This is a genomic window from Acidovorax sp. GW460-11-11-14-LB4 (assembly GCF_059423685.1).
In genome coordinates, this window is sequence record NZ_JBWKYJ010000029.1 from 37046 (window position 1) to 51848 (window position 14803).

Below are 14803 nucleotides of genomic sequence, written 5' to 3' on the forward strand. Positions count from 1 at the left end.
CATGGCAACCATCCACCTCATTGTCAGGAACAGAGTTTGAACCAGGTAGAGATTTACACCGATGGCGCCTGCAAGGGCAATCCGGGCCCCGGCGGGTGGGGCGTGTTGCTGCGCTCTGGCGCGACCGAAAAAGAGCTGTTTGGCGGCGAACTGGGTACCACCAACAACCGCATGGAGCTGATGGCGGTGATCGAGGCGCTGTCGGCCCTCAAGCGCCCCTGTGCCGTGACGCTGTACCTGGACAGCGAGTACGTGCGCAAGGGCATTACCGAGTGGATCCATGGCTGGAAGGCCAAGGGCTGGCGCACGGCCTCCAAGCAGCCGGTCAAGAACGTGGAGCTGTGGCAGCGGCTGGATGCGCTGGTCAGCACCGGCGGGCACCGCATCGAATGGCGATGGGTGAAAGGGCATTCGGGCGACCCGGGCAATGAGCGGGCCGACGCGCTGGCCAACCGGGGCGTGGACCAGGCCCTGGGCCGCAGGTAGATCCATTGCCAGCTGCTCACCGCATGCAAGCCTCTTCGGAGGCTTTTTTTGTGCCCTCGTCCGAGGCGGCCAGTACGGCCATCACGCCCCAGCGGCGAATGCTCCGGGATATTGCTGCGGGTGACTGCGGCTGCACACACCCACTGTTACATTGTGTGACTGCGCATCCCACCTCACTGGATTGATTGACCCATGGCGTCCAAGAGCAAGTACAAGTACCTCGTTTTCGCTGTCATCGGCATCGCTGCCGCATCAGGCGCTGCCTGGTGGCTGCAGAAGCCCGTGCAGCCGCAGCAGCGTGCCGAGGCCGGGGCGGGCGGTGCAGGCGCTGGCGCATCGGCTGGTGGCGCTACGCCCGCCGGTGCTGGCCGCCCCGTGGCCGTAGAAACGGTGACCGTGCGGCAGATGGCGCTGCGCGACGATGCCGAAGCCGTGGGAAGCCTGCGGTCGCGCCAGAGCGTGATGCTGCGGCCCGAGGTGGGCGGGCGCGTCACCCAGCTCAACTTCCGTGACGGCCAGCGTGTGCGGCGCGGGCAAGTGCTGGTGCAGCTGGATGACCAGCTGCCGCGTGCGCAGATCCAGCAAAGCCAGGCCGAGTTGTCGATTGCGCGGGCCAACCACAAGCGCAATCAGGAGCTGGTGGCCCAGGGCTTCATCAGCCAGCGTTCGGTGGACGAGAGTGCGGCCAACCTCGAAGTGGCCCAGGCCAAGCTGGCTTTGGCCCAGGCCACGGCCCAGCGCCTGAAGATCCTGGCCCCGTTCGATGGCATTGCAGGCATTCGGGGCGTGAACGTGGGCGACTACCTCAAGGACGGGGCCGATATCGTCAACATCGAAGACCTTGATGCGGTGTATGTCGATTTCCGCCTGCCCGAGCGGTTGCAGGGCAAGGTGCGCCCGGGGCAGACCGCGCAGGTCACGTTTGATGCACTGCCGGGCGGGCGTTACGCCGCCGTGGTGCAGGCCATCAGCCCACAGATCGATGCGGATGGGCGGGCCATCGCGGTGCGCGGCTGCATCGACAACCGCCGCCTGCAGCTGCGCCCCGGCATGTTCGCGCGGGTGACGACCCTGTTTTCCGAACGCAGCGACGCGCTTGTGGTGCCCGAGGAAGCCGTCGTGCCCGACGGCACCAGCCCCTATGTGCTCAAGGTGGTGGAAGGCAAGGAGCCCAGCAGCAAGGTGACGCGCCGCACGCCGGTCAAACTGGGCGTCCGTTCACCTGGGTGGGTGGAGGTGGTGGACGGCTTGAGCGCCGGAGACCTGGTGGTCACGGCGGGCCAGCAGCGCATCCGCAAGGACGGCACCGAGGTGCGCGTGGTGGAGCTGGGCAAGCAGGGCAACGGTGGTGCGGCGGCCGCAGCAACGCGGCCGGCTTCGGGCGGTTCAGCTGCTGCGACTGGGGCGGGCCAAAAGGCAGCACCGGTGGCTGATGCGCCTGCGCAGAGCACCTCTGCGGCATCGGCATCTCCGTCTCCTGCTGCCGCCCCCTCGGGGGCCAGCGTGATGGCGGCTCGCAGCGAAACCGATCCGCTGCCCGGCCCCAACCCTTGCCAGCTGGCCGGAACCTCCAGCCGGTCCACGCCCACTGGCAGCCGCCCTCCCTTTTGACGGACTGCCTGTCGTCACCCTCTGTGCCTCTGGACTGCCATGCAACTCGCTGAAATCTCCATCCGCCGGCCGGTGTTTGCCACCGTGCTGTCACTGCTGGTGCTGTTGATTGGCGCGGTGAGCTTCACACGCCTGTCGGTGCGCGAATACCCCAAGATCGACGAACCCGTGGTCACCGTCAGCGTGCGGTATGCGGGCGCGTCGGCCGAGGTCATCGAATCGCAGGTGACCAAGCCTCTCGAAGACTCCATCGCCGGTATCGACGCCGTGGATGTGATCACCTCCATCAGCCGGGCCGAGCAAAGCCAGATCAGCGTGCGCTTTCGCCTGGAGAAGGACGCTGACAACGCCGCCGCTGAAGTGCGCGACCGCACCGCCCGTGTGCGCAACCGCCTGCCGCTCGCGGTGGATGAGCCCGTGATTGCCAAGGTGGAGGCCGATGCGTCGCCCGTGCTGTGGCTCGCCTTCAGCAGCGATACACGCAGCCCGCTGGAGATCAATGACCTGATCAACCGCATCGTCAAGCCCCGGTTGCAGACGGTGACCGGTGTGGCGGATGTGCCGATTTATGGCGAGCGCAAATACGCCATGCGCGTGTGGCTGGACCCCGAGCGCATGGCCGGCTATCGCTTGACCACGCAGGACGTGGAAGACGCCATCCGCCGCAACAATCTGGAGCTGCCAGCAGGCCGCATTGAATCGCAGCAGCGCGAGTTCAGCGTGACGTCCCAGACCGACCTGAAAACCCCGGCGCAGTTTTCCGACATCGTGATCCGCACGGTCAATGGGTTTTCGGTGCGCGTGCGTGATGTGGCCCGGGTTGAAGAAGGCCCTGCCAGCGACCGCAGCCGCGTGCGGCTCAATGGCCGCGATGCGATCTCGGTGGGTGTGATCCGCCAGGCCACGGCCAACCCGCTGGAGCTGTCCAAAGGCGTGCGCGCCATGATCCCCTTGCTCAAGGCCGACCTGCCGCCAGACATCGGCATCGACATTGCCAACGACAACTCGCTGTTCATCGACCGCTCCATCAAGAGCGTGTACTCCACCATCATCGAGGCCGTGGTGCTGGTCGCCCTAGTGATCTTTGTGTTCTTGCGCACGTTCCGTGCGTCCATCATTCCCATCATCACCATCCCGGTCAGCCTGGTGGGCAGTTTTGCGCTGATGTCGCTGGCCGGCTTTTCGATCAACACGCTCACGCTGCTGGCGCTGGTGCTGGCCATTGGCCTGGTGGTGGACGACGCCATCGTGATGCTGGAGAACATCTACCGCCACATCGAAGAGGGGCTCGACCCGTTTTCTGCCGCCATCAAGGGCGCACGCGAAATCGGATTTGCCATCGTGGCCATGACGCTCACGCTGGTGGCGGTGTATGCGCCACTCGCATTCACACCCGGCCGCACGGGGCGCTTGTTCGTGGAGTTTGCGCTGGCGCTGGCCGGAGCCGTGGTGGTGTCGGGCTTTGTGGCGTTGACGCTCTCGCCCATGATGTGTTCGCTGCTGCTCAAGCACAACCCGAATCCCAATTGGTTTGACCGCTCCATGGAGCGTTGGCTCACCGCACTCTCGGATGCCTATGGCCGCCTGCTGCGCTGGATCGTCACGGCCCGCTGGAGTGGTGCGGGCGCGGGGCGCAGTGGCGTGCGGGGTGCGCTGTTCCAGGCCCGCTGGATCGTGCTGGGCGTCATGGCCCTCAGCGGCGCGGCGCTGGTGCTGGTGTTCCCCAGCATGCGGCAGGAGCTGTCGCCGCTGGAAGACCGGGGCACCATTTTGGCCAGTGTGACCGCGCCCGACGGCGCCACGCTGGACTACACCAACCGCTATGCGCTGGAGCTGGAAAAGATCGGCAACACCTACCCCGAATTCGACCGCGTGTTTGCCAACATCGGTAACCCCACGGTGGCGCAAGGCAGCGTGATCTACCGCACCGTCGACTGGGAAAAGCGCGACCGTACCACGTTGGCCCTGGCCAAGGAGCTCCAGCCCAAGGTGGCGGGCCTGCCCGGCGTGAATGCCTTCCTGATCACGCCGCCATCGCTGGGCCAGGGCTTTCGCTCGCGGCCACTCACCTACGTGATCCAGACCTCGGACAGCTACGAAAACCTGAGCAAGGTGGTGGCTGCCTTCATGGCCGAGATTGCGCAGAACCCCGGCATCGTGTCCCCTGACGTGGACCTGCGCCTGAACAAGCCAGAGCTGCGCATCGAGGTCAACCGTGAACGCGCCGCCGACCTAGGCGTGAGCGTGGAAGGGGTGGCCAAGGCCATCGAGACCATGCTGGGCGGCCGCACCGTCACACGTTACAAACGCGATGCCGAGCAGTACGACGTGATCGTGCAGACCGAGGCGCGGGGCCGCACCACGCCCGAGAACATCGACACCATCTATGTGCGCGGCCGCAACGACGCGATGATCCCGCTGACCAGCCTGGTCAACGTGCGCGAAAGCGTGAGCCCGCGCGAGCTGAACCACTTTGGTCAGCGCCGCTCGGCCACCATCACGGCCAACCTGTCGTCCGACTACTCGCTGGGCCAGGCCATCACCTTCATGAACGAGACGGCGGCCAACGTGCTCAAGCCCGGCTACACCACCGACCTGAACGACACCTCGCGGGAGTTCAAGAACTCGCAAGGCGCGCTGGGCGTGGTGTTTGTGCTGGCGCTGGTGTTCATCTTCCTGGTGCTTGCCGCGCAGTTCGAAAGCTTCATCGACCCGCTGGTCATCATGGTGTCGGTGCCGCTGTCGATGATCGGTGCGCTGCTGGCGCTCAAGTGGAGCGGCGGCTCGCTCAACGTGTATTCGCAGATCGGGCTGATCACGCTCGTGGGGCTGATCACCAAACACGGCATCCTGATCGTGGAGTTCACCAACCAGCTGCGCGAAGAGGGCATGGAGATGGTGGACGCGCTGGTCAAGGCCTCGGCTCAGCGACTGCGCCCCATCCTGATGACTACGGGGGCCATGGTGCTGGGCGCCATTCCCCTGGCTTTGGCGACGGGCGCTGGCGCCGAAACGCGCACCCAGATCGGCTGGGTGATTGTGGGTGGCATGTCGCTGGGCACGCTGCTCACCATTTTTGTGGTGCCCACCATGTACACGCTGTTTGCCCGCAAGGCGGTGCCGGGGGCCAACACAGCCGTGGCTGTGGATCAGTCGACCCACCCGCTGCACCCGCACGACTATGTGGCCAAGTAGCCTTCAGTGGGAGTGCAAAGCGAGCTGCCAAAACAGCAAAAGCAAAGCAAGACAAGAAAGGGCCCGGCAGGGCTCTTTCTGCTTTCTGTTGTGCAGTGCCAGCGTGAGGACGGTCTGGGTCCAGCGGGTTGCAGCGCGGGTGGCTTAGGCCAGCACCGCCTGCACCGCGTCCTGCAATTCCTGGCCGCTCTGCGGGCGCACCAGGCGCGCCACTTCCTTGCCGTCTTTCATAAAGACCAGTGTCGGCCACAGCTTCACGCCGAACGTGCGGCCCAGGCGCTGGCCAGGGCCGTCTTCCACCTTGACGTGGGCAATGTCCGCGCGGTCCCTCAGGGCGGTTTCGATCAATGGCTGGGCGCGCTGGCAGTGGCCGCACCAGGGGGTACCGAACTCGACCACTGTGGCGCCGGGCAGGCGGTCCACATCGTCTCGGGATGGGGGTTGTGCAAGGTGTTGGGCGGCGTAGGGCATGGCGCGATTCGTTGTCTGGGATTGTTGTGAAAGGCGGTTTTCAGGTTAATCCGGCGGCAGATGACATGCACCGGCCTGCTGCGCATTACCGTGTCAGATCACGCCCTCAAACACCATCACATCCACGGCGTCGCCTACCGCCACATTGCCCTGCCTGTGGTGCAACACGATGAGCCCGTTGGCCTGCACCATGGAGCTGAGCACGCCCGAGCCCTGGTTGCCGGTGGTGCACACCTGCAGCGCGCCGTCGGCGGCGGTAGTGACCAGGCCACGCTGGTATTCGGTGCGGCCGGGCTTCTTGCGCATGGGCTCGGTGCTGATGGCGCGCAGCAGCGGGGGCGCCGCGCGGGTGCTGCCCATCATGCGCAGCAGGGCGGGGCGCACAAAGGCGAGGAAGGTCACCATCACCGCCACGGGGTTGCCGGGCAGCCCGAACAGCACAGCGCCACCGGTGGGTGTGTTGATATCATTTTGATAGCTGCCAGCGCTTGATTTACTAGCGCTTGAGGCCGAAATGGCTTGATTTTCTGCGTTGCCGATGCGCCCCACGGCCATGGGGCGGCCGGGACGCATGGCGATGCGCCAGAAGGCCACGTCGCCCAGCTTTTTCATCATGGTGCGGGTGTGGTCGGCCTCGCCCACACTCACGCCTCCGCTGGTGATGATGGCGTCGGCCTGCTGGGCCGCCTGGCGAAAGGCAGCTTCGAGCAGTGCAGGCTCGTCACGCACCACGCCCAGGTCAATCACCTCCACCCCCATGCGCGTGAGCAGGCCGAACACGGTGTAGCGGTTGCTGTCATACACGGCGCCTTCGCGGGGAGCCTCGCCCAGGCTCAGGATCTCATCGCCGGTCGAGAAGTACGCCACCCGCAGTCGGCGGTACACCGAGACGGTGGGCAGGCCCAGGCTGGCCACCAGGCCCAGGGCGGCGGGCGTCAGCAGTTCGCCACGGGCCAGGGCCACGCGGCCTTCCATGATGTCTTCGCCCTTGAAGCGGCGGTTGTCTCCGGCGCGCAGCACATCGGCTGCGATGGTGATCTGGCCGTCGGCAGCGGCGGTGGTGAACTCCTGCGGCACCACGGTGTCCAGCCCGGCGGGCATGATGGCGCCGGTCATGATCTTCACGCATTCGCCTGCAGCCACCGTGCCTGCCCAGGCCTTGCCCGCCAGGGCGGTGCCCACCACGCGCAGGGTGAGCGGCTGCCCAGCCACCAGTTGCGCGCCCGCAAAAGCGTAGCCGTCCATGGCCGAGTTGTCGTGGGGCGGCACGCTGACGGGCGAGATCACATCCTGCGCCAACACGCGGCCCAGCGCGCTGAACAGCGGCAGCACTTCGGTGGCGGTGACGGGCTCAACCAGCCGGTCCAGAAACTGGTTCACGTCGGCGGCGCTCAGGGCCTGCGGGTCGTAGCCTTGCAGCTCGGCGGCTATCTGGGCAATGGTTTTCATGGGTGGGATTCGCTTGAAGTCAGTGGGAGAGCAGCCGCACCATGTGCAGCTTGTCGTAGCCCACGCCATCCACCACGATGGCGTTGGGCAGCAGGCCCCAGGGGCGGAACCCGGCCTGCTCATACAGGCGCACCACATGCTGGTTGGACGCGGTGACGGTGAGCACCAGTTGGGTCAGCCCCGGCACCTGGCTGGCGGCCTGCACGCAGGCATCCACGAGCTGCCGGCCAACGCCCCGGCGCTGCGCAGCAGGCGACACCATCATGCCGACCACCACCGCGCAGTGGCGCTGTTTGGTGCGTTGCTCGCGCTCGCAGCCCAGGCAGCCGAGCAGCTGGCCCGCCGTGTCGAAGGCGCCCAGGAAAAACTGGCCGGACTCCAGCGCGCCAAACCGCGCCACGTACTCGCTGGCATCGCGGCCCACGGAAGATTCGTAGTCCGAGGTGAAGGCATCCGGCGCTGTGCGCAGTGCCTCGTCCCGCAAAGCCTTGTAGGCCAATGCGTCTGTGGCGACCAGGGGGCGGATCTGCACCGCGCCAGCGTCCACCGGGGGGCGACTGTTCATTGGGGTTGGCGCGGGGGTCAGGCCTGGGGCGCGCTGCTGTTTTCCAGCGCGTGCAGCTCGGCCAGCGTGTTGGCGTTGAAAAAGGCCTGGGGGTCGTCGCCCGGCTGGTCGAACGGCACGATGGCGCAGCGGTGCTGGCCGGTCCACGCGTCGATCTTGCGGCCACCGGCCTGGGTGAAGGCGACCAGGCTTTCCAGCAGGTCCACGCGCAGTAGGCAGAACACCGGCTGAGGGCGCACGGTGATCTGGCCCTTGCCGTCGTCTTCCGGGGCTGCGGCCATGGCAATGTCGGCGCCCTCGGCGTCTGCCGCTGCCGCCAGGCGCTGGGCGAGGTCCAGCGGAAACAGCGGCGTGTCGCAGGGCACCGTGAGCAGCCAGGGGGTTTCGCAGCGCTCCAGCCCGGTCAGAAAGCCTGCCAGGGGCCCGGCGTAGTCGCTCAGCACGTCCGGCCACACCGGCGTGCCAAAGGCCTCGTAGGCCGCCAGATTGCGGTTGGCATTGACCATGGTGGCGCCGGTCTGCATCTGTAGCCGCATCAGCGTGTGCAAGGCCAGCGGCAGGCCGCGAAAGTTCTGCAGGCCTTTGTCCACCCCGCCCATGCGGGAGCCGCGGCCCCCTGCGAGGACCAGGCCGGTGATGTCTTGCTGATTGATCAATTGAAATCCTGTGGGCAATGAGTCGTGTGCTGGATAGCCGGCGCTGTGCATGAGCGCAACGCTTTTTCTACAGAGCTGCTAGTGTGCTGTCCCGCAAATAGCTGCACGAAATGAAATCGATGGCATCGCGCCCAGGGCAAGGCGCAAACCGCAGTGATAGCCGTAGCTATCGCGAGGATTTGCAACGCAGCCTTGGGGGTGAGGACGCGATTTCATGTGCAGTTATTTGCGGGACAGCACACTAGCCCCCGATGTAGCTCATCTCAACGCGGCGAGCACCCTGGCCGGTGTCGGCAGGCAGGCTGCTGCGCAGCTCGGAGTAGCGGTCGTTGCGCTGCTGCCAGATGGGGGCGATGGCCGAGGCAATCTCTGCATCGTTCGCGCCCCCGCGCAGCAGGCTTCGCAGGTCGTAGCCCTGGCTGGCAAACAGGCACAGGTAGAGCTTGCCTTCGGTGGACAGGCGTGCGCGGTTGCAGTCGTGGCAGAAGGCCTGGGTCACGCTGCTGATCACGCCGACCTCGCCCAGTGCGGGGTCGTGCCGGCCCTGGGCATCGGCATAGCCCCAGCGCTCGGCGGTTTCGCCGGGGCTGCTCGGGTCCAGCTGCACCAGCGGCAGTTCGGCACGCAGGCGTTCGATGAGTTCGGCAGAGGGCAGCACCTCGTCCATGCGCCAGCCGTTGGTGGCGCCCACGTCCATGTATTCGATGAAGCGCAGCGTGGTGCCGGTGCCCCGAAAGTGACGCGCCATGGGCAATATCTCATGGTCGTTGGTGCCGCGCTTGACCACCATGTTGACCTTGATGTGCGACAGGCCCGCCGCATGCGCGGCGTCGATTCCGGCCAGCACATCGGCCACCGGAAAGTCCACATCGTTCATACGGCGAAAGATCGTGTCGTCCAGGCCGTCCAGGCTCACCGTCACGCGGTTCAGGCCCGCGTCCTTCAGGGCCTGGGCCTTTCGCGCGAGCAATGAACCGTTGGTAGTGAGCGTGAGGTCGGGCGCCACGCCGTCCACGGTGCGCAGCTGGGCCAGTTGCGCCACCAGGTCCTCGAGGTTCTTGCGCAGCAGGGGCTCGCCGCCGGTCAGGCGGATCTTGCGCACGCCGTGCGCCAGAAACAGCCGCGCCAGCCGCGTGATTTCCTCAAAGCTCAGGAGCGCCCCGTGCGGCAGATAGGGGTAGTCCTTGTCGAACACTTCCTTGGGCATGCAGTAGTTGCAGCGGAAGTTGCAGCGGTCCGTCACGCTGATGCGCAGGTCGCGCAGCGGGCGCCCCCGCGTGTCGGTGAGTTGGCCCGTGGGGCTCGCCAGCCGCGCTGGTACCGTGGCTGCCAGCGCGGCCAGGCGCTCATCGACCAGCGGAATCACGCGTTCAGACATGGGTGGGCTCGTTCAGCAGGACGGGAGGGCACATGCCCCGCATTTTCTCACTCCAGCCAGCGCACGTTCTGCAGGATCTCGTCAAAGAAGCTGCGCAGCGTCAAGGTGTTCATGCTGAACGGGTCGAAATCGGGGGTGCTGGAGTATTTGAGGAACAGCTGCCGGTTGGCGTCCAACGAGCCCAGAAGCCCCATGGACCAGCTGGTAAACCGGCGGTGCGGGATCTCGCCAAAGTCCAGCACGGCCGTGTCCTTGTGGCGCGTGTCCTTGAGCAGTCGGTGGTACAGCGCGTTGACCGCAGCACGGTCGCCTTCGAGCTGCTGCAGGAAGATGCCGTTGTTCAGGCACAGCGCACCAGTGATGCCCGCGCGGGCATTGTTGCGCTGCGACGCGCCCAAGATGTCCTTGATGTCCGCAGGGCCGAGCACACGGGAGGTGCGGCTGGCATAGGTCAGTTGTATCAACATGTGTGTCTCCTGAACGGCGCAGTGTGTCAGGTTTGGTGCACATCAGTGGGCCCGCCCGCCAATGACCCTGAAGATGGGTGCTGTGTCTTCGCAGGTGTGGGACCCGCGGATGGGGGATGTTTGATCTGGCGCAGGGCGTCGAAATGCTGCGTTGCAACAATACGGGCATACGATTTCAGGGGGTTCCCATGCCAGTTCGCGAGCTATTGAACAGGTTCTCCGCCGACGCCATGCCATGCCAGCGCCGTGTGGCGGTGCAATGGGTGGCGGCGGGCATCCTGCTGCCCACCTGGGCCAATGGGGCCCAGGCACAGATGGGATTGTCGGGGGCCATCAACTATGCGGGCTGGTTCCGTGCACTGTCGCAACGCATGGCCAAGGCCTATTGCCAGCAGTACCTGCAGGTGCTGCCGGGCGCTGCGGTGGACGTGATGGGGCTGGCACGCAAGATGGTGCAGTCCGGCAGCAACGAGCTGGCCCGGGGCATGCAGTCAGGGCAATGGCCTGCCGATGTGGGGCGCCAACTGGCCGATGTGCAAAAGCAGTTTGCCCTGCTCAACCAGTTGACGGCAGCGCCGGCCACCCAGACCGCACTGGTCGTTGCGGCGTCCGAGCAGGCAGATCGCACGCTGCTGGTCGCGCAGACCGTGACCGAGTCCATCGAGAAGATGGCACAGGCCCCCAGCGCCCGCCTGGTCAACCTGGCGGGCCGCCAGCGCATGCTGTCGCAGCGCCTGGCCAAGAACTATTTTCTGAATGCGGCCAAGGTGGAGTCGAAGGTCGTGCAGGCGCAGCTGGTGGCCGATGCGGCCGACTTCCGGCAGGCGTTGCAGACGTTGAAAACAGCGCCGGTGTCCACGCCCGCCATCCGCAGCGAGCTGGAGCTGGCCGACTCGCAGTGGCTGTTCTTCGACTCGGCCCTGCGCCGCCCGGCCGATGACGCAGGGCTCAGTGCCGTGGCGACCACCAGCGAACGCCTGCTGGGCGTGATGGACAAGCTCACCAGCCTCTACGAGGCCGCCCTGCGCGAGGTGCTGGGCTGAGCCTCACCGCACGGCTGGACGTATCCGGTCAGTGGCCGCCACAGGCGGCAGGCAGCGTGAATTCCGCCAAACGGCAATCGCGCCCCACCAGCACCAGCCGCGTGTCCAGCGCGTCGAAAAATCCTGGCGGCGGTGGTAGCGGCAAGTTCTGCACGCGCTTGTGCGCGTCGATGCGGACCGCTGCCAGCTCATAGTCGCGCGCCAGGGCCATCCACAGGCCGTGCGCGCCGGCAGACTGGCGTGCGCCAGTCATGAGGCTGCGGCCAGAGTCCAGCCACCAGCGGTAGATGGCGGTGGCAATGCCCATGCGCCGGTAGCCGTGCGCTACCTTGGTGTGGGGTGCGCGCAGGTGGCGGTCGGTGCGCCGGTCCACCTCCACCAGCCGGTTGAACACGGTGTAGGCCACGATGCGGTTGCGCAGCGGGTCGATGGCGTACACAAAATATTCGCCATCGGCCTCGCGCAGGCGGAACACCAGCCCGCGCAGATGCAGGGGCAGCGGCTGCATCGCATCGCGCGTGCGGTGGTTGGTGCGAATGCGGTCGTACAGCGCATCGAATTCGCGCTGGATGTCGCGGCCCGACAGGTCCACGTCGATGCGCAGTTCGGTCAGCCACTGGGCCCAGCGGCCGGGGCTGGTCGATGCCTTGGTGGTTCCGGTGGTGGTGGCATGGCCAGGCAGGTGCAGGCAAAGGGCGCTGGCCATCATGGCGTGCTCCCCGTGCCCCCGGTCCAGCAGCCGCTCAGCAGGCGTGCCGGCTGTTCGCGGGCGCACACCTGGGCGCTGTGGGGCCAGTCGGGCAAGGGCACGTCCAGGCCCGCATACACGCCATAGGCGTCGCCCGCGGCAATCGTTTCACCCGCCCAGAGGCTCTCGCCCGCACGGATGGCCCCGCCGGTGTGAATGTGACCACCGGCCCGCACACCCCAGCCCACCTGCAGGTGGCCCTTGCAGTCCACATCGCCCATGGCCCACACGCCCCGGGCGGCCTGCACGGCGGCATCGGCTTGCAGATGCCCTCCCACCTTGATGCCGCCGTCGCAGCCCAGGTCGCCCACCACCCGCAGATCCTGGGCCACCCGGCAGTGGCCACTGACGTGGGCGGCGGCGCCGCAGTCCAGCTCGCCGCCCACACGCAGGCTGCCTGTGCACTGCAGCCGCTGCGCCACGGTCAGCGACCAGCCCACGCGCACATCACCGTGCAACCGTGCGCTGCCCTCGCAGCGCACCGCGCCCGCCACGCGCAGGTCTTCGCCCACGCGCAGCGCACCGCCCACCCGCAGGCCGCCCAGCACGCTCAGGCTGCGGCCGGTGCGCAGCACACCCTCCACATCGGCATGGCCCCGGCAGCGCACGCTGCCCGCAAACACCAGCGCGTCTGCCTCCAGGTGGTCCACCTCCAGCACATCGTTGGTGGGGCCGAACTGGTCCAGCATCCAGCACGCGTCTTCCACGCGGCCCTCGCGTACCAAGTCGTCCAGCAGCGCCTGGTAGTTGCTGGCGCCCTCCTGGCGGCGCAGGTACCAGCGGTAACCGTCGGCACAAGGCCGCTTGGCGCGGATGAAGTGGCGGGTGATGTCGGTGGCGGCAGACGCGTTGGCGATGGCCTCATCGGCGGGCAGGCTGTGCGCAAGGGCGCATGGGGCGAGCGAAATCTCGCCCGAAGGGAACGGGGGCATTGACACTCCTGACGTCCGCGCCCCGGCGGTTGCCAAGGCGCAAGCTGGCGCTGGGCGTGGGGCCCGGCGACAAGAGGTGCGCGAAAAGAATGCGGAGGGGAGGGGGTGTCGCCGGGCTCAGGAATCTGCAGCGAGGGTGCAGAGAGCGCGGTCACCGGCCTGGAGCGTGGCCTGCGAGCGCGCGCCACGGCGCAGCGGCGCGGTGGCGCTGGCGGCTGTGGCGGGAGAGTGGCTCGCAAACATCGGCGGCACTATAGGCAGCAGGGCCTGCACCGTCAAATCAATCCGCACTGCCCTAGTGCGGATTGGGCCGCTCAAAAAGGGGCGTGGTGGCTGCTTCAGAGCATGCCTCGACGCCTGTTTGTTTGCTTGCTGACTTAAACGCAGCGCCCGCCATCCACCTCAATGCACACACCGCTGATGAACGAAGCCTCTTCGCTCGCCAGGTACAGCGCGGCGTTGGCCACGTCCAGCGCGGTGGAGAAGCGGCCCAGCGGAATGGTGGCCAGGAACTTGGCGCGGCGCGCATCGTCCACCGGGCCGCCCGCAAACTCGGCGGCCAGGCCGGTGTCGGGGTTGAACACGGGGTTGATGCAGTTCACGCGGATGTTGTCGGGGCCCAGCTCAGCGGCCATGGACTTGCTGGTGATGATGACGGCGCCCTTGGAGCCGTTGTACCAGGTCAGGCCTGGGCGGGGGCGCAGCCCGGCGGTGGAGGCGATGTTGATGATGCTGCCGCCACCCGCCTGGCGCAGTGCGGGCACGGCGTGGATGGCGCTCAGGTAGATGCTCTTCATGTTGATGGCATAGACCTTGTCGAACTCGTCTTCGCTCACCTCGAGCATGGGGCGGTTGCGGTGCGTCCAGCCTGCGTTGTTCACCACCACATCCAGGCGGCCGTACAGGCGCACGGCTTCGTCGACCATCGCCTTGACTTCGGCGGACTTTGTCACGTCGGCTTTGAAGAACGCGGCGGTGCCGCCGGCGGCCGTGATCTCGGCCACCACACGCTGGCCGCCCACCTCGTTGATGTCGTTGACGATGACCTTGCCGCCTTCAGCGGCCAGGCGTTTGGCGATGCCTTCGCCAATGCCGTTGCCAGCGCCGGTGACGATGATGGATTTGTTCTGCACACGCATGGGTGTCTCCGATGGGTTGTGGTGATAATCAAAATTGATAGCTAGCAGCGCATATTCAACTAGCGCTAGCGCCCGATGGGGCTGAAATTTCAGTGGCCGAAGCTGTATCGGCCGCAGGGGCTGCCGGGGCGGGTGCCTTGGGCTCCCGGCCATAGAACTGCGGAAAGAACTCTTTGACGCCATTGCCGTTGAAGTCCCACCCCGTGCACTGGCCCAGGTGGCGCGGCGGCTCGGTGGGCTGGCTGGCGGCAAACACCGCAGGCACCGACTGGAATGCTGCCGTGGCCAGATTGAACAGCAGCTCGCGCAGGTGCGTGCAGCTTTCCACGCCGCCCAGGTGCTTCTGGATGGCCTGGCGCCAGCCGCGTGCCATGCTGCAGCCCACCATGCGCTGCAGCGCTGCCTGGGCCTCGGTGCAGCCCTTGAGCGGGTGTGAATCCATGGACACATCCACCGCCTGCACCACCAGCTGGCGGTTCACGGTCACGCGCAGCCACATGTGGTGGATGGCTTCGCCCGCCAGGCGCGTGCGCGTCGGGTCGCGGTGCGAGGGGGCGTCGTAGGCCTTGCTGTCGTGTAGCTCGCCTTCGATGTCCCACAGGCCATCGTCGCGTTCAAAGCCCTGGTAGTTCACCCGGCGGACATGCTTCAGGGTGCGGGGGG

The 14803-nt window shown here is 66.6% G+C and carries 14 protein-coding genes; 4 read left to right on the forward strand and 10 right to left on the reverse strand.

Features of this window, described 5'->3' with window-relative positions; genetic code table 11:
- Positions 1 to 36: 36 nt before the first annotated feature.
- From rnhA to AC07X4_RS12520, 3 genes are all read left to right on the forward strand, one after another.
- Positions 37 to 486, forward strand: coding sequence for a ribonuclease HI (gene rnhA, locus AC07X4_RS12510; RefSeq protein ID WP_015013609.1), 450 nt, complete (start codon positions 37 to 39; stop codon positions 484 to 486).
- A 192-nt stretch (positions 487 to 678) separates the two neighbouring features.
- Entirely contained in the window at positions 679 to 2097 is a 1419-nt protein-coding gene (locus tag AC07X4_RS12515) for an efflux RND transporter periplasmic adaptor subunit (protein ID WP_494740227.1), read from the forward strand.
- 39 nt (positions 2098 to 2136) lie between these two features.
- Positions 2137 to 5292, forward strand: a complete 3156-nt coding sequence (locus tag AC07X4_RS12520) for an efflux RND transporter permease subunit (protein WP_494740228.1) — start codon at positions 2137 to 2139, stop codon at positions 5290 to 5292.
- A 144-nt stretch (positions 5293 to 5436) separates the two neighbouring features.
- On the opposite strand, the gene AC07X4_RS12525 is transcribed toward AC07X4_RS12520, so the two are convergent.
- The 6 genes from AC07X4_RS12525 to AC07X4_RS12550 all read right to left on the reverse strand — a co-directional run bounded on the left by AC07X4_RS12525 (position 5437) and on the right by AC07X4_RS12550 (position 10278).
- On the reverse strand, positions 5437 to 5763 hold the full coding sequence (locus AC07X4_RS12525; RefSeq protein WP_056067288.1) for a thioredoxin family protein: 327 nt from the start codon (positions 5761 to 5763) through the stop codon (positions 5437 to 5439).
- A gap of 93 nt (positions 5764 to 5856) precedes the next feature.
- Positions 5857 to 7212, reverse strand: coding sequence for a molybdopterin molybdotransferase MoeA (gene moeA / locus AC07X4_RS12530; RefSeq protein WP_494740229.1), 1356 nt, complete (start codon positions 7210 to 7212; stop codon positions 5857 to 5859).
- A 19-nt stretch (positions 7213 to 7231) separates the two neighbouring features.
- Positions 7232 to 7777, reverse strand: coding sequence for a GNAT family N-acetyltransferase (locus AC07X4_RS12535; RefSeq protein WP_494740230.1), 546 nt, complete (start codon positions 7775 to 7777; stop codon positions 7232 to 7234).
- A 17-nt stretch (positions 7778 to 7794) separates the two neighbouring features.
- A complete protein-coding gene (gene mobA / locus AC07X4_RS12540; RefSeq protein ID WP_056067294.1) occupies positions 7795 to 8433 on the reverse strand; it encodes a molybdenum cofactor guanylyltransferase MobA in 639 nt (212 codons plus the stop codon).
- A gap of 241 nt (positions 8434 to 8674) precedes the next feature.
- On the reverse strand, positions 8675 to 9811 hold the full coding sequence (gene moaA, locus AC07X4_RS12545; RefSeq protein ID WP_494740231.1) for a GTP 3',8-cyclase MoaA: 1137 nt from the start codon (positions 9809 to 9811) through the stop codon (positions 8675 to 8677).
- Positions 9812 to 9858: 47 nt separating this feature from the next.
- On the reverse strand, positions 9859 to 10278 hold the full coding sequence (locus AC07X4_RS12550) for a BLUF domain-containing protein (RefSeq protein WP_056067298.1): 420 nt from the start codon (positions 10276 to 10278) through the stop codon (positions 9859 to 9861).
- Between the two features lie 188 nt (positions 10279 to 10466).
- Here AC07X4_RS12550 and AC07X4_RS12555 point away from each other — a divergent pair, with 188 nt between their 5' ends.
- Positions 10467 to 11321, forward strand: coding sequence for a type IV pili methyl-accepting chemotaxis transducer N-terminal domain-containing protein (locus AC07X4_RS12555; RefSeq protein WP_233193723.1), 855 nt, complete (start codon positions 10467 to 10469; stop codon positions 11319 to 11321).
- Between the two features lie 28 nt (positions 11322 to 11349).
- Here the strand turns inward: AC07X4_RS12555 and AC07X4_RS12560 are convergent, their stop codons facing one another.
- The 4 genes from AC07X4_RS12560 to AC07X4_RS12575 all read right to left on the reverse strand — a co-directional run.
- Positions 11350 to 12027, reverse strand: a complete 678-nt coding sequence (locus tag AC07X4_RS12560; protein ID WP_494740232.1) for a hypothetical protein — start codon at positions 12025 to 12027, stop codon at positions 11350 to 11352.
- Positions 12027 to 13001, reverse strand: coding sequence for a bactofilin family protein (locus AC07X4_RS12565; RefSeq protein WP_082564886.1), 975 nt, complete (start codon positions 12999 to 13001; stop codon positions 12027 to 12029). The genes AC07X4_RS12560 and AC07X4_RS12565 overlap by 1 nt, the downstream gene beginning before the upstream one ends.
- Positions 13002 to 13378: 377 nt before the next feature.
- Positions 13379 to 14140 carry an SDR family oxidoreductase gene (locus tag AC07X4_RS12570; RefSeq protein WP_056067300.1) on the reverse strand — a complete coding sequence of 254 codons (762 nt, stop codon included), beginning with the start codon at positions 14138 to 14140 and terminating at the stop codon, positions 13379 to 13381.
- A 55-nt stretch (positions 14141 to 14195) separates the two neighbouring features.
- Positions 14196 to 14803, reverse strand: a 608-nt coding sequence (locus AC07X4_RS12575) for a DUF2889 domain-containing protein (protein ID WP_494740233.1), incomplete at its 5' end; no start/stop codon positions are given.